Source organism: Variovorax sp. LjRoot290 (assembly GCF_964253985.1).
Taxonomy (GTDB): domain Bacteria; phylum Pseudomonadota; class Gammaproteobacteria; order Burkholderiales; family Burkholderiaceae_C; genus Variovorax.
Genome location: NZ_CAXURW020000001.1, coordinates 5074544 through 5095934 on the forward strand (window position 1 = coordinate 5074544; position 21391 = coordinate 5095934).

General features: G+C 58.1%; 17 protein-coding genes. 10 read left to right on the plus strand and 7 right to left on the minus strand.

What is annotated here, in order from left to right:
* Positions 1–31: 31 nt before the first annotated feature.
* Positions 32–1849: an FkbM family methyltransferase gene (locus tag ACSQ9A_RS25100; RefSeq protein ID WP_436305641.1), complete on the minus strand. Its 1818-nt coding sequence runs from the start codon at positions 1847–1849 to the stop codon at positions 32–34.
* Positions 1850–2319: 470 nt separating this feature from the next.
* Here ACSQ9A_RS25100 and ACSQ9A_RS25105 point away from each other — a divergent pair, with 470 nt between their 5' ends.
* The 9 genes from ACSQ9A_RS25105 to ACSQ9A_RS25145 all read left to right on the plus strand — a co-directional run bounded on the left by ACSQ9A_RS25105 (position 2320) and on the right by ACSQ9A_RS25145 (position 13692).
* Positions 2320–3663 carry a methyltransferase domain-containing protein gene (locus ACSQ9A_RS25105; RefSeq protein WP_436305642.1) on the plus strand — a complete coding sequence of 448 codons (1344 nt, stop codon included), beginning with the start codon at positions 2320–2322 and terminating at the stop codon, positions 3661–3663.
* Positions 3664–3667: 4 nt separating this feature from the next.
* Positions 3668–6235, plus strand: coding sequence for a glycosyltransferase family 4 protein (locus ACSQ9A_RS25110; protein WP_436305643.1), 2568 nt, complete (start codon positions 3668–3670; stop codon positions 6233–6235).
* 142 nt (positions 6236–6377) lie between these two features.
* The gene (gmd, locus tag ACSQ9A_RS25115) at positions 6378–7415 is read left to right on the plus strand and encodes a GDP-mannose 4,6-dehydratase (RefSeq protein WP_436305644.1); all 1038 of its coding nucleotides are present in this window, start codon (positions 6378–6380) and stop codon (positions 7413–7415) included.
* Between the two features lie 227 nt (positions 7416–7642).
* Positions 7643–8752: a CDP-glucose 4,6-dehydratase gene (rfbG, locus tag ACSQ9A_RS25120; RefSeq protein ID WP_436305645.1), complete on the plus strand. Its 1110-nt coding sequence runs from the start codon at positions 7643–7645 to the stop codon at positions 8750–8752.
* On the plus strand, positions 8749–9576 hold the full coding sequence (locus ACSQ9A_RS25125) for an NAD-dependent epimerase/dehydratase family protein (RefSeq protein WP_436305646.1): 828 nt from the start codon (positions 8749–8751) through the stop codon (positions 9574–9576). The genes rfbG and ACSQ9A_RS25125 overlap by 4 nt, the downstream gene beginning before the upstream one ends.
* A gap of 11 nt (positions 9577–9587) precedes the next feature.
* Entirely contained in the window at positions 9588–10571 is a 984-nt protein-coding gene (locus ACSQ9A_RS25130; RefSeq protein WP_436305647.1) for a glycosyltransferase family 2 protein, read from the plus strand.
* A gap of 14 nt (positions 10572–10585) precedes the next feature.
* Positions 10586–11362, plus strand: a complete 777-nt coding sequence (rfbF, locus tag ACSQ9A_RS25135; protein WP_436305648.1) for a glucose-1-phosphate cytidylyltransferase — start codon at positions 10586–10588, stop codon at positions 11360–11362.
* Complete coding sequence (locus ACSQ9A_RS25140) at positions 11355–12338, plus strand: lysylphosphatidylglycerol synthase transmembrane domain-containing protein (RefSeq protein WP_436305650.1); 984 nt, start codon at positions 11355–11357, stop codon at positions 12336–12338. Before rfbF ends, ACSQ9A_RS25140 begins: the two co-directional genes overlap by 8 nt.
* Before the next feature lie 31 nt (positions 12339–12369).
* Entirely contained in the window at positions 12370–13692 is a 1323-nt protein-coding gene (locus ACSQ9A_RS25145; protein ID WP_436305651.1) for an NAD(P)/FAD-dependent oxidoreductase, read from the plus strand.
* Positions 13693–13965: 273 nt separating this feature from the next.
* On the opposite strand, the gene ACSQ9A_RS25150 is transcribed toward ACSQ9A_RS25145, so the two are convergent.
* The 6 genes from ACSQ9A_RS25150 to rfbB all read right to left on the minus strand — a co-directional run bounded on the left by ACSQ9A_RS25150 (position 13966) and on the right by rfbB (position 20757).
* Complete coding sequence (locus ACSQ9A_RS25150) at positions 13966–15906, minus strand: hypothetical protein (RefSeq protein ID WP_436305652.1); 1941 nt, start codon at positions 15904–15906, stop codon at positions 13966–13968.
* A 315-nt stretch (positions 15907–16221) separates the two neighbouring features.
* A complete protein-coding gene (locus tag ACSQ9A_RS25155; protein WP_436305653.1) occupies positions 16222–17280 on the minus strand; it encodes an FkbM family methyltransferase in 1059 nt (352 codons plus the stop codon).
* Between the two features lie 75 nt (positions 17281–17355).
* Positions 17356–17901, minus strand: coding sequence for a dTDP-4-dehydrorhamnose 3,5-epimerase (rfbC, locus tag ACSQ9A_RS25160; RefSeq protein ID WP_436305654.1), 546 nt, complete (start codon positions 17899–17901; stop codon positions 17356–17358).
* Positions 17898–18785 carry a glucose-1-phosphate thymidylyltransferase RfbA gene (rfbA, locus tag ACSQ9A_RS25165; protein WP_436305655.1) on the minus strand — a complete coding sequence of 296 codons (888 nt, stop codon included), beginning with the start codon at positions 18783–18785 and terminating at the stop codon, positions 17898–17900. Before rfbA ends, rfbC begins: the two co-directional genes overlap by 4 nt.
* Positions 18786–18808: 23 nt before the next feature.
* Positions 18809–19699: a dTDP-4-dehydrorhamnose reductase gene (rfbD, locus tag ACSQ9A_RS25170; RefSeq protein ID WP_436305656.1), complete on the minus strand. Its 891-nt coding sequence runs from the start codon at positions 19697–19699 to the stop codon at positions 18809–18811.
* Complete coding sequence (gene rfbB, locus ACSQ9A_RS25175) at positions 19696–20757, minus strand: dTDP-glucose 4,6-dehydratase (RefSeq protein WP_436305657.1); 1062 nt, start codon at positions 20755–20757, stop codon at positions 19696–19698. Before rfbB ends, rfbD begins: the two co-directional genes overlap by 4 nt.
* A gap of 152 nt (positions 20758–20909) precedes the next feature.
* On the opposite strand from rfbB, the gene ACSQ9A_RS25180 reads away from it, so the two are divergent.
* Positions 20910–21377, plus strand: coding sequence for a phasin family protein (locus ACSQ9A_RS25180; RefSeq protein ID WP_436305659.1), 468 nt, complete (start codon positions 20910–20912; stop codon positions 21375–21377).
* Positions 21378–21391: the final 14 nt, after the last annotated feature.

A 21391-nucleotide genomic window follows, 5' to 3' on the forward strand; every position in this document is an offset into this window, starting at 1 on the left:
CCATGCGCTTGAGCAGGAAAGCTGCGACGCCCTAGACGATGAGGTCGAGCACGCTCTCAATTCGGTCGCTGTTTGCCGGAATGGCAAGGATGTTAATGAATGCACCGGAGGCTGCACAAATGTCAGTGGCAATCAGTGTCTTCATCCGCTCTGCCGACAAGGGAAACAGCCTCGGCTTCTCCTCAGCAACTTCGAACATCTGATAGCCGAGTTCGAACAGTTCCTGCCAAAGGGCGAAGGAATCGTCGCCCGAGCCGCTCAATCCGAACGGCCAAAATTCCAGCACGAAGACTGGACGCCAGCCCGACGAAAGCAGCCCTCGAGCGCCCCGGATGATCCGCGCCTCTGACCCCTGGGTGTCGGACTTGACCAAGTCGGGTAGGCGACTTTCATTGCTCAGTATGGAGTCCAGGGAATCCAACGGCACCTCGATTGCGATACGGTCGGTGCCATCATCGAAGATTCGATGATCTCCCCGATTGATGTCGGAAAGGAAAAGCTTCACCCTGCCGGCGCTCTCTCCAACTGCTTCCTGGCGTAACTGGATCTGCGGCGCATCGGTGCATCGAGCAACGTTTCTCGACAGCAGCGCGAAATTGTCCGGGTCCGGCTCGAAAGTCACGATGCGTCCTGTCGCGCCGATGACCGTTGAGACCACTACGCTGTACCAGCCGATGTTTCCGCCGATGTCCAACACAAAGTCACCCTTTCGGCAGAGACGCCGAATGACCTCCGTCTCGAAGGGCTCCCAAATGTTGGCACGCGCCAGCTGGGTAGAGATGAACAGATCGCCACTTCTGTGGATCTCGAAGTCAAATCCCGGGATACCCGGGACCCGGCCTTCAAGCACCCATGGGCGGTCGATGTGGTTCGCGAGGACTGCTTGTCGAAGCCACTTCATGCTTGCGGAGTGTCCGCAACCCAGCGAAGTGAGCCAGTAGCGCGGCGGCTGATATAGCTCCTCCGCGCTGCATCGGTCGAAGGGCGCGAGCAAGTCATCCCGAACGAAGAATGCGTTTGCGCCACTCAGATTGCAGCTCACCAGTGTGTATCCGACAAGCAGGTCGATCCAGGACTGGAGCGACGCCCCGAAATAATCGTCCCCGGCCCAAGTATGGCTGGCGTTGTATTGCATCTCGGCTCGCGTAGGCGGCCTGAACTTTGCGTTGTACTCGACACAAACGAGCTTTGGACGGATTCTCGTGAGTGCCTTGCCAACGAGGTACGTATCGTTTCCGTCGGTATCCAAGGAAAAGAAATCGATCTCCTGCGTCCCAAGGAACGACGTGAAATCCGCGATCACGTCGGAGATGGACTCCAGCGTGACGAAGGTCTGCCGCACGAGTAGACCAGGCGTCTCTGAGGAAGTCAGCTCCTCCGAGATGAAGCCGATGTTCGACCAGTCGCCATCGAGCCAGCAGCCGACAAAGCCATCCAGGGCAAGCTGGTGGGTATTGTTTTCCAGCCCATTGCCGCAGCCTATTTCGATGAAGGTCTTCGACAACTGCGCGATCGAGCCGATGCGGCGCAGACACTCCCGAATAATACCGTCCTCATCGCATTGAGAGTACGAACTCCACCCCTGAACGGCGGGGTTACCGGGCATTCTCGAGGCCAGTTCCGATCGCAGGCCCTCCATCGTTTGTCCTGCACCCTGTAGCCTGAGATTTCGGCTCGCACTTTCCAGTTCGGCGAGCCTGGATGCCATTGCGCTAAGCTGGCCCGAGTGCGCTTCGAGCCGCTCGACGACCTGGTGCCCTGAGGCAGAGAGCCCCGCGTTGATCTGATCGAACCTGTCTTTCGCAGCGGTGATTCCTGTGCTGCTGCTTTCGCTGATTTTCGTCAGCAAGGCGGCGCTCGATAGCACAGCGCTGTAAAGGCGGGCAAGTTGTCGGAAGGGAGTTCGCGTATAGAGCATCGTGGAAGTCGAGTTCTTGGAACATGCATGGTAGGGCATGCGGTCGTCCCCTCGTCGCCAGCCCTACGAGCGGGCGCAAGGACGCATCTGCCCTGGCCGGTGACGTCTGAAGGCTTGTCCCTGGAGCGGGGGCGACCCTACTGGCAAAAACACGCAGCCGACCTACAGGTCATCGCTGGGCGAGCGCCTAAAATGCAGCGCTTTACCTCCACGCGGCCGCTCCGGAGGAGCAGAAGTCCATCAGCGCGTGCAGAACGCGACAAGCCCATGCCCGTCACATCTCACGTGCAGTATTTTGAAGACATCGCGCTCTGGTCAGCGATGAAGCATGTGTCAATTGATCAATAATATGCGGATCCGGGCGCCGAATACCCGAACCTCACACTCCCATTTGGCGGCCAATGAGTGATACCGATTTCTATCGTGCATTCGAGGACCGCTACCGAGGCTCTCGCACATTGATCAAGTCGCGACTTCGAGCTTATGAGCCATTCCTGACCCCGCTGCTTAGCCTGCAAAAGCCCGCCAAATCGATCGATTTGGGCTGTGGTCGCGGAGAATGGCTCGAAATGACAAGCGGCCTCGGCTTTGATTCAAGAGGCGTCGACCTTGATGACGGAATGCTCTCGGCATGCCGAGAACTCGGACTCAATGCCGCACGTGCCGACGCACTGGAAACGCTGCAGGAACTCAGCGATGAGAGCGTCGCTTTGGTCTCCGCGTTTCATGTGGTCGAACACTTGCCTTTCGATGCGGTCCGCCAGCTTGTAAAGGAAGCGCACCGGGTACTCGCACCAGGCGGAATCCTGATCTTGGAAACGCCAAATCCAGAGAATCTTGTCGTCGGGGCAACCAATTTCTATTTGGATCCGACGCATATTCGCCCTATCCCGCCCCTGTTGCTCAGCTTTACCACCGAATATGCCGGTTTTTTGCAGAATAAGGTTGTGCGTTTGCAGGACGCCCCGGAATTGAAAATGCGAAAAGTCGCGCTGTTTGACGTATTAGAAGGGGTTAGTCCTGACTATGGGGTAGTTGCGCAAAAAGAAGCACCGCCTGAAGTACTCCAATTGTTCAATCCTGCATTCACAAGGGACTATGGCGTCTCGCTTGATCACTTGGCGAAGCGGTACGACCATCAGGCTGATGCGCGAGCCGAACAGGCAGATGCACGCGCCAGGCAGGCCGATATCCGAGCCGGGCAGGCGGATGCACGCGCCGAGCAGGCAGATGCACGCGCAAGACAGGCCGATACACGCGCGGAGCAGGCCGACGCACGCGCCGAGCAAGCCGATACACGCGCGGCACTTGCAGACGCCCGCGCCAAGGAGGCTGAGCAACGCGCCGCAGCCACTGCACAAAGCTTGCAGCACGCGCTCACTAGCACTTCATGGCGCATTACTGCTCCTCTGCGGCTGGCAGGTGCTCCATTCCGGCGAATCACTTCTGCCGTCAAGGAAAACCGCGTAGCGAGCGGCACAAGGCGACGCATCAAGGCAGCCCTGCGAATGACTGCTCACGCAGTCGTACGCCACCCCACGCTAAAGCATGGTGTTATCCGGATCCTTGACCTCGTACCCCCCCTTAGACGACGGTTGCGCGCACTGCTGGCCCCACCACCTCCCTCGCCCCGGCCTGCAATTACGGCAGTACGACGACCTGAGTTGATCCTGGACGACCTTTCGCCGAACGCTCAAGCGATCTATCAGCAATTGCAAGCAATACTTGAGACCCGGGAGAGCTGAGAGCATGCGCATCGTCATCGATCTACAGGGCGCGCAAACGGAAAGCCGGCTTCGGGGTATCGGGCGCTATAGCGTTGCGCTCGCAACCGCGATGGTCCGCCATAGGCGAAACCATGAAGTGCTGATCGCACTAAACGGCCTGTTCCCAGAGACCATTGAGCCAATCCGGGCAGCATTCAAAGGCCTACTGCCGCAACAGAACATTCGAATCTGGACCGCACCAAGTCCTGTCAACGCTTTCGATTCCGCCAACAACTGGCGCCGCGGAGCCGCGGAGATCATTCGTGAAGAATTCCTGGAGTCGCTGCGCCCCGACATCGTTCACATTTCGAGCTTGCTTGAAGGCTTCGCAGACGATGCGATCCACAGCATCGGCAGGCTCAACCGCCGCATACCTACCGCCGCAACGTTCTACGACGCGATCCCGCTTGTCCAGAAGGATGTCTATCTGGATCCCAATCCGAAATTTGCTATTGCCTACCTTGAAAAGCTGGAGCATCTGAAGCGCGCAGATCTGCTGCTCGCCATTTCGGAATCTGCGCGTGAGGAGGCGATGCGCTATCTCGATCGGCCCGCAGAACGCGTAGTGAACATTGGTGCTGCGACCGACGCCCAGTTCAACGTCATCGACATCGATACGGCGACCAAGGAGTCGCTGGGCAGGAGGTTCGGCTTTCGAGACGGATTTCTCATGTATTCAGGTGCGACCGACGAACGCAAGAACCATCTTCGACTCATTGAAGCTTTCTCCCTGCTGCCTCAGGCACTGCGTAAACGCCACCCTCTACTAATCGTTGGGGGGATGCCGGCAAGTCATCGGGAACGATTCCTTGCTCACGCTCGATCTTTCGGATTAAGTGCCCACGATGTCGTCCTTACCGGTCGAGTCAGTGATGAAGAACTGGTGGCGCTGTACAACCTCTGCTCGCTTTTTGTCTTGCCCTCATGGCATGAAGGATTTGGGCTGCCGGCATTGGAGGCCATGTCCTGCGGGGCAGCAGTGATCGGATCGAAAACTTCCAGCATTCCAGAGGTCATCGGTCGCGACGATGCTCTCTTTGACCCGTATAGCGCCCAAGCGATCATGCAGAAGATCGCGCAAGTGCTCAGCGATGCGACGCTTCGCAACGAACTCGCTCAACACGGTCTGCAGCAGGCCGCGAAGTTTTCCTGGGACAAGAGTGCCACCCGTGCCCTCGACGCCTTCGAGCACTTTGTCGGCACGACTGGCAGATCGAACCTTGAAACCGCGAATGATCATCCGGACAACAGGATAGCCTCGGTCGTTACTAGGATCGCGAACACATCGGCGCCTACCTGGGGAGATGAAGACTTGCTTCGCGCTGCGCAGGCGATCTCCTTCAATGTCAGACGGAGCAGAAACAGAATGCTCTTCCTCGACATTTCCACAATCGTCCACGTCGACGCCAAGTCGGGCATCCAGCGGGTCGTCCGCAGCCTGCTCCACGAGTTGCTGCGCAATCCTCCTCCAGACACCGATGTTGCTTCGATTTACTTTGAGGCAGGACACTTCAGACTTGTCAAAGTTCTGCCCGCCGATGAGTCGGGGGATTCCCGTTACGTAGCCACGTCCGAGGTCGTCGACCTTCGACAGGGCGACACGTACCTTGCGCTAGACCTCAATGCGCATCTATCTGAGGCGACTCATGATTTGCATCTCAGATTGAGACAACTAGGCGTCGACCTCTACTTCGTCATCTACGACATTCTCATAATCCACAGACCGGATTGGTGGGCAGAGAACATAGCGCCCCTGTTCGAACGATGGCTGAAAAGCGTGGCCCAAGTTGCGACGGGATTGATCTGCATTTCCGCCACGGTTGCCGACGATGTAATTGAATGGCTCGGCAACAATCCGCCCGACCGCCTCTACGGACCCCTGGTGCGAAGCTTCCACCTTGGAGCGGACATTGAGAACAGTCGGCCCAGCACGGGCATGCCTTCCGACGCTTCCGAGATATTGGAAAGCATTAGATCCAGCGTGAGCTTCCTGATGGTCGGCACCATCGAGCCCCGTAAAGGCCATGCACAAGCGATCGGTGCGTTCGAGCTGCTGTGGCAACAGGGCATCGACATCAGCCTCGTCATCGTCGGAAAGAAAGGTTGGCTCGTCGACGAACTGCATGATCGGCTATGTGCGCATCCGGAACTGGGGCACAAGCTTCATGTACTCACCGGCGTGAGCGACGAGTATTTGGACAGAATCTATGCAGCCTGCTCATGCCTGCTCGTCCCCAGCGAGGGGGAAGGCTTTGGCCTGCCTCTGATAGAAGCCGCCATGAAGGGTAAGCCGATCATCGCGCGCGACATACCGGTATTTCGAGAAGTCGCCGGCGACCACTCTTACTATTTTGATGGCTTGTCGGCAGTTGACTTGTCGGAACATCTCAAGCTGTGGATTGCGCTCCGGGAAGCGGGCAACGAACCGCGATCCGCCGGACTGCAGTGGCTGACTTGGAAGCAGAGCGCGCAACAACTCCTGACATGTATGTTCGATGAGCCTGGAGGTGGTCCACGAACGGAAAACTCAGTTGCAGGAACGGACTGCTAGAAGTCTACGATTTGTAACTGATCGGCTGAGCGTCGCAGACGTTTCTCCCTCTGGGGGCGGCCGCCGCGAGGCGGTTCATCATTGGAGCTACGGCACAATGTTGGGCGTACTCATACGATGATTTTCTACAGGAAGGGCTTTCATGAAAAAACGCGCAGTAGTCACCGGAATCACTGGCCAAGATGGCGCCTACCTGGCGGAGTTGCTGCTTAGCAAGGGTTACGTGGTCTACGGGACGTATCGCCGAACGAGCTCTGTCAACTTTTGGCGGATCGAGGAACTGGGAATCCAAGACAACCCAGATCTGCATCTCATCGAATACGACCTGACCGATCTCGGCAGTTCCCTAACGCTGATGAAGGAGGCCGCGCCCGACGAGGTTTACAACCTCGCGGCCCAGAGCTTCGTGGGCGTGAGCTTTAACCAACCCGATGCGACAGCTCAGATCACGGGCATGGGCGCACTGCATCTGCTCGAAGCGATCCGCCTCACCAATCCCAAGATCCGCTTCTACCAGGCATCCACGTCCGAAATGTTCGGCAAGGTGCAGGCGATCCCCCAGGTCGAAGACACGCCCTTCTATCCCCGCAGCCCCTATGGCGTCGCCAAGCTGTTCGCGCACTGGATGACCATCAACTATCGCGAGAGCTACGGCATCTTCGGTTGCAGCGGCATCCTCTTCAATCATGAAAGCCCGCTGCGCGGCCGTGAGTTCGTCACACGCAAAATCACCGATTCCGTTGCGAAGATCAAGCTCGGCAAGCTCGAGGTCTTGGAGCTTGGCAACTTGGGCGCGAAGCGAGATTGGGGTTTTGCCAAGGAGTACGTGGAAGGTATGTGGCGAATGTTGCAGGCCAAGGAAGCCGACAGCTTCGTGCTCGCCACCAACCGTACGGAGACGGTCCGAGAGTTTGTCGACATGGCCTTCAAGGCGGCAGGCTATGAACTTCGCTTCGAGGGAGAGGAACAGAACGAGGTTGGTATCGATATCAAGACTGGGAAGACGCTGGTGCGCGTCAACCCCAAGTTCTACCGGCCAGCCGAAGTTGATTTGCTGATCGGGAATCCGGCGCGAGCCAAGGAAAAGCTGGGTTGGGAACCGAAGACCACGCTGGAACAGCTATGCACGATGATGGTCGAGGCCGACCTGCGTCGCAACGCTGAGGGCCATTCTTTCTGATCATCTCCGTCCGGGGTGCGACGCGTGGGCGTCCATCCCGGTCTGGTCAGGTCTTGGATTCGGTCCAAGGCACAAGACATGCGCCACCATCCGAATGGTTTCGGAAGCCCACCTGGGCAAGTGCCCATGAAGCACGTGCAAACGAAAAGTCACGAAGCAAGCCTCTATCCGCACTCCTGCACATGCCCGATCGCACTCTCGCTGCACACACGAACTCCACTGGCTCAATGATGTCGATATCAAGCGCCCAAAATCTCCTTTTGCCATTCGAAGAAGCTTTGCAGGCAAGGAGCGTTCTTGTTACTGGGCACACGGGATTTACCGGCAGCTGGGTCTGCCTGTGGCTGAGCGCAATTGGATGCAAGGTCTCGGGATTGGCCTTGCCGCCAGAAACAAGCCCGGCCCTGTTCGAAGCCGCTGGACTCGGTGCGGATATTCCAACCATTTACGGCGATATTGCGGATCCTGCTGTGGTTCATGACGCAATCAAGCAGCACCGCCCCGAACTGATACTGCACCTTGCAGCCCAGCCGCTTGTCCGTCGCGCCTATCGAGACCCCGTCCGTACCTTCATGGTCAATACGCAGGGCACAGCGCACCTACTCGATGCCGCGCGACAAAGCAAGGGCGTCAAGGGCGTTCTCTGCGTCACCACCGACAAGGTCTACAAGAACAATGAATGGGTCTGGCCGTACCGCGAGGAAGATGCTCTTGGGGGAAAGGATCCCTATAGTGCTTCAAAATCAGCGGCTGAGTTTGTGATCCAGAGCTTCGCAGCCTCGTATCCCTGGCAAACAGGCGAGGGCCCTGCGATCGCTACGGCCCGCGGAGGCAATATCGTGGGGGGGGGCGACTGGTCTGAAGACAGGTTGATTCCGGACTTCGTACGAGCGGTCAATGAAGGCGGAAAGCTGACCCTGCGCTATCCCGAAGCCACTCGCCCATGGCAACACGTCCTGGCGTTGGCCCATGGCTACCTGATGTTGCTGGCGGGGTTGATCTCAGAAAGCCCAGGCAAATACGCTCAGGCATGGAACCTCGGCCCTTCCGACAATCGCGAATACTCGGTTCGTCAGGTTCTGGAGTTGATGGCAAGTGATTGGCACCGTCCAGTGGTGGACTATCTCGACAACCCCCTACCTGAGGCGCGCGCGCTGGCGCTCGATAGCAGCAAGGCACGCCACCTGCTGGGCTGGCAGTCGCCATGGGGTACGGAACGCGTCATCGCAGAAACCACCGCCTGGTATCGCAACTACTACGACAACCCCGCGCAGGCTCGCCGCTACACACTCGACCAGATCAATGCCCTGCGCGCCGAACTGGCAGCTCTGCAATGAAGCTGGTGTTAGGTGCCAGGGGACGCCTGGGTACTGGCTTGTGCGCCGAACTTGCAGCCGACGGGCTGCTTGCGCCCGACCGAAGCGTCTATCAAGACTGGTGGCGTCCAACCGCTGTTTCTGAGATCACGCGCTATCTGGACGTACAAGGGCCCCGCGTTGACGCTGTCTTCGTCGCAACGGGCGTCATCGACCCCAATGCAACTGCGGTGGCGCATGAGCGCGTGAACTATCTTTTGCCCCAACAGGTGATTCGGGCTGCCGCCCCACTCGGAATCCGTGTTATCACCTTTGGCACGATAATGGAAGCCATATCGAGCAGCATTCCTTCCGCGGGGTACGTAGCGAGCAAGGTGGCGCTGGCTGAGTTCGTCGAGAGACAACAAACGCAGGCGCGCGGTCATGCGTTGCATCTGCGCATTCATACGCTCTACGGAGGGGGGGCACCAGATCCTTTCATGTTTACGGGGCAGATGCTCGCGGCACTTCGCAAGCGCAAGCACTTTCTGATGTCGCCTGGAACGCAGCTTCGTGAGTACCACCATATCGACGACGAAGCACCGGCGGTGGTGACACTCGCCAACTCCGAGGCCAACGGCGTGGTCGAACTGAACCACGGTGACTCGATCTCGCTCGCAGAGCTTGCACAAAGTACATTTCAGGCGTTCGGTGCGAGCGAGCTGCTCAAGCTTGGCGCGCTCCCAGCGCCTGCAAATGAAAAGGTTGGCCTGCGCTTCTCGCGCACACCTCAGCTCGCGGGGCAATGTTTCCGCGACGTCCGCGTCGCCATGATTGACTACCTCAAGAGCTATCTGCCAGATTAGAAAGCAACCGCATGAGCACAGCAACGCAACGCCGGGCGGATGCCAAGCCACTGATCTCACTGTCGATCCCCGTTCTCAACGAACAGGACAACCTGGACGCCCTGTACGCGCGCTTGCATGCGCTAGCGGACCGCATGGCTGATCGCTGTGATCTGGAGTTCGTCTTCTCGGACAACCACTCCAATGACGCCACCTGGTCCAAGCTGACAGAGCTTGCCGAAAGAGACCCTCGGGTACGGGCCATCCGCTTCTCTAAGAACTTCGGGTTTCAGCGGTCGATCCTGGCCAACTACATGCACGCCCGCGGCGACGCGATCATGCAGATTGATGCCGACTTGCAAGATCCCCCGGAGCTGCTGGAGGTCTTCTTCAAGCACTGGCAGGACGGGTACCAAGTGGTCTATGGCGTCCGGCGCAAGCGTCAGGAGGGAATATTCATCAATGGCTTCCGCAAGCTCGGCTATCGGCTGATCGACTTCATCAGCGACCATGCAATCCCGCAGGACGCAGGCGACTTCCGCCTGGTCGACCGGCGAGTTGTGCAGGCCCTGCTGCATATGAAAACCGCGAGCCCTTACCTCCGAGGCATGATCGCCGGCCTGGGCTTCAACCAGATCGGCATTGACTACGAGCGGGATGCGCGTACAGCGGGTGAAAGCAAGTTCGGTGTTTCCCGCCTCATCCGGTTGGGGCTGACAGCAGTCTTCAATCACTCGACAGTACCGCTGCGTCTGGCGTCCTTGGCCGGTATCGCGATGCTGCTGTTCAGCGTGATCGGGGCGATCTACTACACCGTTTTGCGACTCATGTATCCGGAACTGCCCAAAGGCTTGGCCAGCATCCACATTCTGGTGTTGTTCGGCATCGGCCTGCAGTCGCTCCTGCTCGGCATCGTGGGCGAGTACCTCCTGCGTATCTACCTGATCTTGCGAGCGGAGCCGGTGGCGATCGTGGAGAGCAGTCTCAATTTCGCGCACGCCGATCTCAAACTTTGACGGAGTAAGAACGAATGAAAGCAGTCATCTTGGCCGGAGGGCTAGGGACCCGCATCGCGGAGGAATCAGACCATCGCCCCAAACCGATGGTGGAAGTGGGAGGCCGGCCTCTGCTGTGGCACATCATGAAGACGTACGCGCACCACGGCGTGAACGACTTCATCATTTGCCTTGGCTACAAGGGCTATGCGATCAAGGAATTCTTCTTCAACTACCACAACCACACCGCGGACCTCCAGATAGACCTCAAGCAGGGCTCGCACAAGGTGCTCAACAGCCAGGCAGAAGACTGGCGTGTCACATTGATCGACACCGGTGCCGAAACCATGACGGGTGGCCGGCTTAAGAGGGTCGCGCCCTACATCGGCGACGAGACCTTCTGCCTGACCTACGGCGACGGGCTGGCGGACATCGATATCTCGAAGGAAATCCAGTTTCATCGCAAGCAGGGCAAGCTGGCGACGGTAGCAGCCGTGCAACCGCCCGGCAGGTTCGGGGTGCTCAACATCAACGCTGGACACAACGTGCGGTCCTTCGAAGAAAAACCGAGCGACGAGATCGGCTGGATCAACGGCGGATTCTTCGTTCTAGAACCAGGCGTCATCGACTACATCGACGGAGACGCGACTTCCTGGGAACGCGAGCCTCTTCAGAATCTAGCGCGCGATGGCCAACTCGCCGCATTCGAACACCACGGCTTCTGGCAGCCATGCGACACCCTGCGCGATAAACGCCAATTGGAACAACTTTGGGATAGCGGCCAGGCACGATGGCGGGTCTGGCATGGTTGAAGCGCAGGCGCGCCGCCGCGGCAAGTGGGCATCGCTGGCGATCGGCACGCTCATCTCCGTGGCTTGCTTGGCCTTCATCGTTCAGAAGGTCGATTTCGATCAAGTCAAGCTGGCATTTCAGCGCTTCGAATGGCGTTACTTTGGCCTGGGGATCGCCTGCCTCGCCTTCGGCTATGCCATGCGCATCTTTCGATGGTCGAGAATCTTGAACGCGGCGGGTGCTCAGGTGCGCTTTCGGCAATGCGCAGCGCCCTTCCTCGGCTCGATTGCACTCAACAACGTGCTGCCGCTCAGACTCGGGGACGTTGTGCGCGCGCTGGTGTTCCCGACCTCTATCGGCGTTTTGCGTGCGACCTCGACGAGCAGTCTGGTCATGGAGCGCCTCGTTGATCTCATGACGCTCCTGATCTGGTTGGCGATAAGTCTTTCACTGAGCCGCCATCTCCCGGTGCCCGGCTGGGTCGCGGAAACCGCTTTGGCGCTTGCAATCGCCGGTGCGGCGGCGCTCGTGGCGATCTTTGTGCTCAGCGGGGCGATCGCCCGGCGGCTGAAAAGCAGTCCTAGCCTACCTGTCAAGGCGCTGGTCGCGCTGCTGGAAGGCTTTGACGCAATGTCGAGGCTGCCCGTACTTACGACGCTCTTCGGCCTTTCGCTGCTGGTGTGGGTTGGCGAAGCCGGGCTGTTCTACAGCCTGTTGATCGGATTCGGCCTGGGCGCCACGCCAACAACGGCAATGATCGTCATGGCTATCGCGACGCTGGCGACCCTTGTACCGTCGTCGCCGGGGTACGTGGGCCCCTTCCATCTCGCAGCGTTCGCCGGCATTTCGTTATTGGGCGGAACAAGCGACCAGGCGGCCAGCTTCGCAGTGCTGTCGCACCTCGGCCTCTGGGTGCCCACGACCCTAGCGGGCGCCATCGCCATCGCTTCGACCCCTCAAATGTTCAAAGGTCTTCGCCGGATGCGAGACCAATGATGTGTTTACATACCTATCAAATTAAGCAAATATGAAGCAGTACGACGTTGTTATTGTTGGCGGAGGGTTCACTGGCCTTACGGCGGCCTATTGTCTCGCCAAAGCCGGCAAAACGGTGCGCGTTTTGGAGGCTGATGGCTCCCCCGGGGGTCTTGCCGGGACTTTTGAGTTCAGCGACGGTGTCAAGCTTGAGAAGTTCTATCACCACTGGTTCAACAATGACGTGTACGTCCCCGAACTCGTGAAAGAGCTAGGGATGGAGGGAGACGTAATCACCCTCCCGTCTCGCACCGGCATGTATTTCAACGGGCGCATGTGGAAACTCTCCACACCCTTGGACCTGCTGCGCTTCTCTGCATTGCCGTTTGTGGATCGGATTCGACTAGGTCTCTTGGTCTTGCAGGTGCGTCGCGTCAAGGATTGGCGCACTATTGAGCATCTCAGCATTCGGGAATGGCTCGAACCGCTCTGCGGCAGGACTGTTTATCGAGTGGTCTGGGAGCCCTTGATCAACTCGAAGTTCTCGATCTTCGCCGAGGCAGTGAACGCCGTCTGGTTCTGGAAGAAGTTGGTTCTGCGGGGAGGCACGCGCAACAAGAAGGGCGGCGAGGAACTTGCTTACTTCAAAGGTGGATTTGGCCGCTTGGCGGAAGCCCTCGTGGCTGCCATTGAAAACCTCGGCGGCGAGGTCAGCCTAGGCGAGCGAGTGACAGGCCCGAACACACAATCAGGAAAAATAGTCTCCGTCAGCACCAGCGCCGGCGAAGTTGCAGGCAAGGAATTTTTATTCACCCCATCATTCCCTGTTATCGCCGATATTCTTCAATCCACAGGCAACGCGGAATGGATTGAAAAACTGCGTCGGGTTAAATATCTCGGCAACATGTGCTTAGTGCTTCGACTAAAGAAAAGCCTTTCTGATACCTACTGGATCAATGTCAACGACCCGGGCTTCCCTTTTGTCGGCGTAATTGAACATACCAATTTCGATAGCCCCGAAAATTACAAAGGCAGCCGCATCGCCTTTCTTTCGCGCTATCTCGCCGTCGAAGATCCCGTCTGGTCGTATAGCGACGAAGAGTACCTGAAGTTCGCTCTGAAACATCTGCATCGTATGTTCCCTGCTTTTGACGAGTCCTGGATCTTGGACTATCGGGTTTGGCGCGCCGAGCATGCTCAGCCAGTAACGGAGCGAGACTACTCAGCGTACGTACCGGATTCAACCACGCCGTTCGCAAATGCCACCATATCAACCATGGCGCAAATCTACCCTGAGGATCGCGGAACCAATTATGCAATCAGAGAGGGACGGAAGGTCGGCCAGCAATTGCTGCAACGCCTCTCGGTCTCTTAATATGGATGAGCACTCTCGGTTTGCCAGGCCACAGACCCTGAGCGCGAACCTGCTCCACATCTGAATTCTCTTCTAGCGGGAAGCGTGCGCACAATTCTCGATAGGTTCCCCGCTGGTCAACGCTCCTCAAATATATTGATAGCGCGGCGGCGTGAATTGCCGAAGCCGCTGCTCCGTTCAAGCCCTCTATGGATGGAGAGAATTGCCTTCAACGGGCAGCGCACGCCACGCGATTGACGTGCGCGAGATCCGCGCAGCGCGCCACCAAGTCAACTATTCAAAAGCTATTTTTTTGATACTGACACCCAGGACGCGGCCATCCTCACTAAGCCCCAGCTTCGCGGGCGATATTGCATCTGGCATATGAAAATCAATAGCCAGCTTCTCTCCAGTCCTCCGAGAGGGCAAGGGAACTTCAATACTCCGCCCAATCATTGTGCTGTCGAGAACATACTCCCGGACAAGTGAATCTATAGTCACTCTAAGGCGCTGCTTGTCATGAGACCCATGAATAAACGGCGTCACATAGATTATTGCTTTGGTCGGCCCCTTGCCTCGGATAGCACAATTAAACGTTGCGTTCAACCCGTCTGTCCAGCGCCCGTGATCCTCCGGCGCACTAAAACCGCTGACAAGCGCCCCATCAACCCCGCCATTCTTTGACAAATCGAATTCGCCAGTGCAAATGGCCGATTCAGCCAACTCACCTCCAACACAAGCTGCATCAACCAAAGCAATCGACCCCATAGAAACAGGAAATTTGCAAACCGATCGATAGTAAGGCTTTGAGCCAACGGCAGTTAAAATGGCGCCGTATCTGCCAATATCATTTAATTTTCTCGAGACAAGAACATCCGGAATTGCAATTGCAACAGGCGTTTTCGCAATCGCAATGGAGAACATATAGTCGATGGTTGGCGGCATGTTCGCCAAGTCAAATACAACATTGCTTTTTTCACGTGAAACAGCCGGAGCCATATCGCGCAGGGCAATCAACTGACGCTCTAGCAAAACAATGTCTGATGTGTCTAACGTTTTAGCTTGCGGCATCGAAAAAATGAACGCCGTCATATATGCACCCACTGGAATCGCCACTCGGAAGAGTGGCCACCCAATGAAGCGGTTAGACGGAAAATTGGCAAATTTTTTCTCAAGAACCAATCCCGCAAAGACGGGAACGGAGATCAATACATAAGTGACAATTCCAAATGCGTACTTCTTTGCAGCATATTCGCTACCAAAACCAAACCCAAGAACTACCATTTGAGCCAAGCACAGTAGCGCGACTGAGGCACCATACAATCCAAGATACTTAAGACCAACGTAGCTTGTTTTTTCGTCGTACTTCCTTATCCAAAGAAAGATCTGAAATCCTGCAACTACCAGGGCCAAGACACACAAGAATATCAGCCCAACAGCTCCGGAGATATGCGCCAGCACCAAGGAGCCATTATTCTCCGAAATTTTTCGCATTGCTGCGAATGCAGGATTAAAAAAAACCGAGACTGCCGCAATGGCTACACAACCCAAAACCCACAGATGCTTCTTTACCCCCCAATACGTAGATTCTTTGCGTGATACATAGTTATTTAGAATCACGCCGCCGACAAATACGCCAAAAATCTCAAGCGCCGGCAGCAGATGAACCCCGGTAACAGCAAAAATAGCTGCAATAAAAAACAAGGCAATCAAATACTCGCTACGGCCTTTGACTTCCATGACGATCGCAACAGCCAATACAAAAAATGCCATGGACTGGGCAACCAGTTGAGAAAAGAAAAAATTGTCTATTAATTCAGCACCGTGAACATTGAATTTCATGTAGTCACGATTCAGCGCCAATACACATGCAAATCCAACTGAGGATACACAGGCAACGCGCAGCGGGAAGGAGTTCAATATGAAAATCACCGCCCCCCATGTCAGTGCCAGAGCAGCCAAAGAGACGAATTGAATGCCAAGAAAAGTCGACCCGAATACAAGCCCAATGATCGCAGCCAATGCGTGACTTGCTCTTGGGTACAAATTCATCTCCCCCAAGCTCGGGTCGTTCGCGACCCCTAGGCTCCAATTCTCAGAGAGCCTGAATGCAAGTGCATAATGGTGCGATAAATCAACGCTGGCACTCCACATGGAGTCCATGTTGATGGCAATCAAAAATATTCCTGCAAGGGCAATAAGCGAGAGCTGGAATCTGGATAAATAATTCTTCATACGCGTAATCTGTTTTTTATTGATCGCCGTACTTCCATCAACCGCAGCCGATATTTTTAGCGAATTCGTTGATATGGCGTTCGAAGCAGAAGGCTATGAGCTATACACCACGGGCGTTGAGAGCCGGACATTAACGTCCGACTGGTGCCCCTGCAGAAATCACCCCCAAAACGGAAAAGTTGCGCCTAAGTCCATCAGACCAGCTTGCGCCGCAATGATCATTCCTTCTGGTGGCAACCCGCGATGCTCGATGAGAGGCCGCGCTAGTGCGGAACGCCCTCTTCTTGCAGCCGTGACGATTGAACGATCGATTTGCTATGAAAGCGGGAGCAAGCGCAGGTTGCGCCAGCCCTGCACGCCGTCGACGGAAATCGAGGGGGATCCATTCAGAATCCCAACGATCGCAGGGCGCTCCATTTCAAGGTGCCAGCCATCCTGCAGCAGTGTGTCAAACAGCTGACCTTCGATCTGCCGCGAGTGCGTTCCGATGAGGATATATGCAATCTTCTCACGAAGGATCGAAAGGCAACCCGCAATTAGATCGGCTTCGCCGCCCTGGATATCGATGTGCAGCAGATCTATTCGAGGATGTGGGTTGACCAGCTCGGAGAGGGAGACCATCGGAAGCTCGTCGTAGTCGCCGCTTTCCACGGCCTTCGCACGCTGCTCTTCGGTCGCGCCGAATATGGGCTCCAAGCCCCATTTCACACCTGCTCGCTCTTGCCTTGGAAACAAGGCAAGGCCGCTTTGCGCAGCAGCAATGCCTCGATGGAGTGACACCTGCTCCGGCTGGAAGCCGTTTACTTCCAAGGACTCTCTAGCGAACCCGATATGTCCTTCGTCGCCTTCAACACCAATGACATGCACGTCGAGGCCTGCACGACGCGCTGCTACACCAGTATTGTTCATCCAGCATCCCCAGCCGCAGCCAAGTTCGATCATGGTGAAGCTTTGCTGGGCTAATTCAATTGCCCGCAATGCAACACCCCACTCCGCGACGTCAGCATGCCAATTGGCCGGGATTGGGATCCCTTCCACTTGACCCGCACGGTCCATGAGTATTTCAGGAAAGAATTTTGGATCTATACGCACGCCCAGAAAATTTGTGAGATAGCCCGGTTTAGGAGTCAACCCTGGTGCAGCGTGACGATGCATAAGCTCTATCGGATCGAAAGAGGTGTTGTAGTGGAAGAACGGGCTTTGCGGTGGCCGGTTCTCGCTGTCAGCGAGTCGAGCACTCAGCTCTTCAATGCTGTGCTGTAGGCGTGCTCGATCATCGACGAGTACATCTCGTTCGCGCTGAAGAGCGTTGCGCGAGTCGTATAGACGCCGGAGTGCGGGAACGTTCAGCGCAGCGTTTCGAATGAGTGGCATGGCTTCTTCCGAGTCATTGAGATGAGAGAACAGGGCCGACGAAAGCGACCGATGGCGCTACAGCAAATGCGTGAATCAAAAGACTTCCGCGTCGTCAAAGGCTTTTCCAGCAGCATCTTTGGTAGACAACTGCGGCTGAGGGCCGCCACTGGGCCATTTGATGCCAAGCTCGTTGTCGTTCCAAACGATGCATCGCTCGTGGAGCGGTGCATAGTAGTCGGTGGTCTTGTACAGGAATTCGGCGACATCGCTCAGCACCAAAAAACCATGCGCGAAGCCCTCGGGCACCCACAACTGCTTGTGATTCTCTTCCGTGAGCTCCACCCCCACCCACTTCCCAAACGTGGGCGACGACCGGCGAATATCCACCGCTACATCGAACACGCTCCCCCGCACGCAGCGCACCAGCTTTCCCTGCGGCTGCTGGATCTGGTAGTGCAACCCGCGCAGCACGCCTTTCGCCGAACGCGAATGATTGTCCTGAACAAATTCGACATGCTTCCCCACGGCCTCATCGAAGGCCTTGCCGTTGAAGCTCTCATAGAAAAATCCGCGCGCGTCGCCGAACACCTTCGGCTCGATCACGAGCACATCCGGAATCGCAGTCGGCGTAACCTTCACGAGCGCACCTCATCGGTCAGCAGGCGATTCAGGTACTTGCCGTAGCCGCTCTTCTCCAGCGGCTTCGCCAGCGCCGCGAGCTGCTCGGTGCTGATGAATCCATGCCGCCATGCCACCTCTTCGGGACATGCAATCTTGAGTCCCTGCCGATGCTCGAGCGTCGCGATGAACTGCCCGGCCTCCAGCAGGCTGTCGTGCGTGCCGGTATCCAACCACGCATATCCACGCTGCATGATCTGCACATTGAGCTTGCCGAGGTCCAAGTAGGCTTGGTTGACGGCGGTGATCTCCAACTCGCCGCGGGCGCTCGGCTTTACGGCTTTGGCGATTTCGATCACCTGCTTGTCGTAGAAATAGAGTCCCGTCACCGCATAGCTGCTCTTGGGCTTGAGGGGCTTTTCCTCGATGCTGCTGGCCTTGCCCTTGGCGTCGAACGAGACCACACCGTAGCGCTCCGGATCGTGCACATGGTAGGCGAACACGGTCGCACCCGTCTGCTTGGCGTCGGCATCGGAGAGCAGATGTTCGAAGTCGTGGCCGTAGAAGATGTTGTCGCCGAGCACCAGTGCACTTGGAGCATCGCCGATGAACTTGTCGCCAATGATGAAGGCCTGCGCCAGGCCGTCCGGGCTCGGCTGCACCGCGTACTGCAGGTTGATGCCCCACTGGCTGCCATCGCCCAGCAATTGCTGGAAGCGCGGCGTGTCCTGCGGCGTGCTGATGATCAGGATGTCACGAATGCCACCGAGCATCAGCGTGCTGAGCGGGTAGTAGATCATCGGCTTGTCGTATACCGGCAGCAGTTGCTTGCTCAGAGCGAGCGTGGCCGGATGCAAGCGTGTGCCGGAGCCGCCGGCGAGGATGATGCCTTTGCGTTGCGTCATGGATTTTCTTTTCGGGTCGTGAGTCAGAGCGTCTCGTGCAGCATGCGCGCGACGCCGGTCTGCCAGGGCGGCAGCTGCAAGCCGAAGTTCGACTGGAGCTTGATGGTACTCAGGCGCGAATTGTGCGGCCGGGCCGCCGGCGTCGGGAAGGCGCTGGTGGGAACGGCATCGACCATCGCGGGCCCAGCCTTCAGTTCAACACCCGCCGCTTCGGCCTGTTCCAGCACGAAGCGCGCATAGCCGTGCCAGGTGGTCTCACCGCCCGCCGCCAGATGATAGAGCCCGGCCTTGGCCGGATCGCGCAGCGTGTCGCGGATCGCGTGCGCGGTCACGTCCGCGAGCAGCTCGGCACCGGTCGGCGCGCCGAACTGGTCGTCGATGACAGTGAGCCGCTCGTGTTCCTTGGCCAGCCGCAGCATGGTCTTCGCGAAGTTGCCGCCGCGCGCCGCATAGACCCAGCTGGTGCGAAAGATCAGGTGACGCGGGCAATTCGCGGCGATCAGCAGCTCACCCTCCAGCTTGGTGCGGCCGTACACGCTGAGCGGGCCGGTGGCATCGTCTTCCTGCCAGGGCTTGCTGCCGCTGCCGTCGAACACGTAGTCGGTCGAGTAATGCACCATCAGCGCACCGACTTCTTGCGCGGCCTGCGCGATCGCGCCGGGCGCTGTCGCATTCAAGGTGCGCGCGAGTTCGGGTTCGCTCTCGGCCTTGTCCACCGCCGTGTGCGCCGCGGCATTGACGATCACGTCGGGCCGCAGCTTCAGCACCGTCTGCGCCACCTGCTCGGGGTGCCGGAAGTCGGCATGGAACTCGCTGCTTGCGGAATCCAGCGCGACCAGCTCGCCGAGCGGCGCCAAGCTGCGCTGGAGTTCCCAGCCCACCTGTCCCGTCTTGCCGAGCAGCAATAGTTTCATGCCGCCTCGTACTGTTTCTGCACCCACTCGCGGTACGCGCCGCTTTGCACGTTGCGCACCCATTCGGCATGGTCCAGGTACCACTCGACCGTCTTGCGGATGCCGCTGTCGAAAGTCTCGGCCGGTTTCCAGCCCAGCTCGCGCTCCAGCTTGCGCGCATCGATGGCGTAGCGGCGGTCATGGCCGGGGCGATCAGTCACGTAGGTGATCTGTTCGCGATAGCTCCTGCCGTCGGCGCGCGGGCGCAGTTCGTCGAGCAGCGCGCATACGGTGTTGACGATCTCGATGTTGGGCTTCTCGTTCCAGCCGCCGACGTTGTAAGTCTCGCCGAGCCTGCCGGCTTCGAGCACGCGGCGGATGGCGCTGCAGTGGTCCTTGACGTAGAGCCAGTCGCGCACCTGCATGCCGTCGCCATACACCGGCAGCGGTTTGCCGGCGAGCGCGTTGACGATCATCAGCGGGATCAGCTTCTCGGGGAAGTGGAAGGGGCCGTAGTTGTTCGAGCAGTTGGTGGTGAGCACCGGCAACCCGTAGGTGTGGTGCCATGCGCGCACCAGGTGATCGCTGGCGGCCTTGCTGGCCGAGTAGGGGCTGTTGGGCTCGTACTTGTTTTCTTCGGTGAAGGCCGGGTCGGTGGCCGAGAGCGAGCCGTAGACCTCGTCGGTCGAGACGTGCAGGAAGCGGAAAGCGGCCTTCTGGTCGGCCGGCAGCGCGCTCCAATAGCCGCGCACGGATTCGAGCAGGCGGAACGTCCCCAGCACGTTGGTCTGCACGAAGTCTTCGGGGCCATGGATCGAGCGGTCCACATGCGATTCGGCCGCAAAGTTGAGCACCGCGCGCGGCTTGTGCTCGGCCAGCAGCCGGTCGACCAGGGCGCTGTCGCCGATGTCGCCCTGCACGAACACATGCTTGGGGTTGCCGTTGAGCGAGGCCAGGGTCTCGAGGTTGCCGGCGTAGGTCAGCTTGTCGAGATTGACGACCGCTTCGTTGTGTTGCGCCACCCAATCGAGGACGAAATTGGCGCCGATGAAGCCGGCGCCGCCGGTAACCAGGATCATGGAGTCTCCCGCTAGTGGAAAAAAACCGCCGGGTGGCGGTCGAGCCGCGATTATCCCATCGTGGAATGTTTCAAGACGCTGCTAGAGACCAGTCCCTACCGGGCAACCTGAAGCGCGGATAGAGTGCTTCCGACGTACTTCAAGGAATGCCCATGGCCAGCAAAGACGACGACAAACCCGACCGCATCAAGGACTCCGCCCAGCAGATCTGGCTCGCCGGCCTGGGCGCCTTCGCCAAGATGCAGCAGGAAGGCAGCAAGGCCTTCGAGGCGCTGGTGAAAGATGGCATCGGGGTGCAGAAGAAGACCCAACAGGCCGCCGAGGAAACGCTGGCGCAGGCCCAGGCCCGGATGGCGGGCTTCGCGAGCGAGTTCGGCACCAAGGCCGCGGGCGGCTGGGGCAAGCTGGAGACCATCTTCGAGGACCGCGTGGCGCGCGCCCTCGAAAAGCTCGGCATGCCCTCGGCCCAGGAAGTGGCCGCGCTGCAGGCGCGGGTAGAGGCGCTCGAGGCTCAGTTAAAACGAAAGAACGCGACTGGCGCGACGCGCAAGACCGCCGCGCGCATGCCGCCCGAGGCCGCGAAACCGTCGCGGCGACACAAACCGGGCAGCGGGGCCTGAGGGCAGGAAGAACA

Coding starts and splice junctions, on each gene's coding strand:
- rfbG (WP_436305645.1), top strand. CDS start 7,643: ATGATGTCGATATCAAGCGCCCAAAATCTCCTTTTGCCATTCGAAGAA.
- ACSQ9A_RS25110 (WP_436305643.1), top strand. CDS start 3,668: ATGCGCATCGTCATCGATCTACAGGGCGCGCAAACGGAAAGCCGGCTT.
- ACSQ9A_RS25105 (WP_436305642.1), top strand. CDS start 2,320: ATGAGTGATACCGATTTCTATCGTGCATTCGAGGACCGCTACCGAGGC.
- rfbB (WP_436305657.1), bottom strand. CDS start 20,757: ATGATCCTGGTTACCGGCGGCGCCGGCTTCATCGGCGCCAATTTCGTC.
- gmd (WP_436305644.1), top strand. CDS start 6,378: ATGAAAAAACGCGCAGTAGTCACCGGAATCACTGGCCAAGATGGCGCC.
- rfbD (WP_436305656.1), bottom strand. CDS start 19,699: ATGAAACTATTGCTGCTCGGCAAGACGGGACAGGTGGGCTGGGAACTC.
- rfbF (WP_436305648.1), top strand. CDS start 10,586: ATGAAAGCAGTCATCTTGGCCGGAGGGCTAGGGACCCGCATCGCGGAG.
- ACSQ9A_RS25140 (WP_436305650.1), top strand. CDS start 11,355: ATGGTTGAAGCGCAGGCGCGCCGCCGCGGCAAGTGGGCATCGCTGGCG.
- rfbA (WP_436305655.1), bottom strand. CDS start 18,785: ATGACGCAACGCAAAGGCATCATCCTCGCCGGCGGCTCCGGCACACGC.
- ACSQ9A_RS25155 (WP_436305653.1), bottom strand. CDS start 17,280: ATGCCACTCATTCGAAACGCTGCGCTGAACGTTCCCGCACTCCGGCGT.
- ACSQ9A_RS25150 (WP_436305652.1), bottom strand. CDS start 15,906: ATGAAGAATTATTTATCCAGATTCCAGCTCTCGCTTATTGCCCTTGCA.
- ACSQ9A_RS25145 (WP_436305651.1), top strand. CDS start 12,370: ATGAAGCAGTACGACGTTGTTATTGTTGGCGGAGGGTTCACTGGCCTT.
- ACSQ9A_RS25130 (WP_436305647.1), top strand. CDS start 9,588: ATGAGCACAGCAACGCAACGCCGGGCGGATGCCAAGCCACTGATCTCA.
- ACSQ9A_RS25180 (WP_436305659.1), top strand. CDS start 20,910: ATGGCCAGCAAAGACGACGACAAACCCGACCGCATCAAGGACTCCGCC.
- ACSQ9A_RS25125 (WP_436305646.1), top strand. CDS start 8,749: ATGAAGCTGGTGTTAGGTGCCAGGGGACGCCTGGGTACTGGCTTGTGC.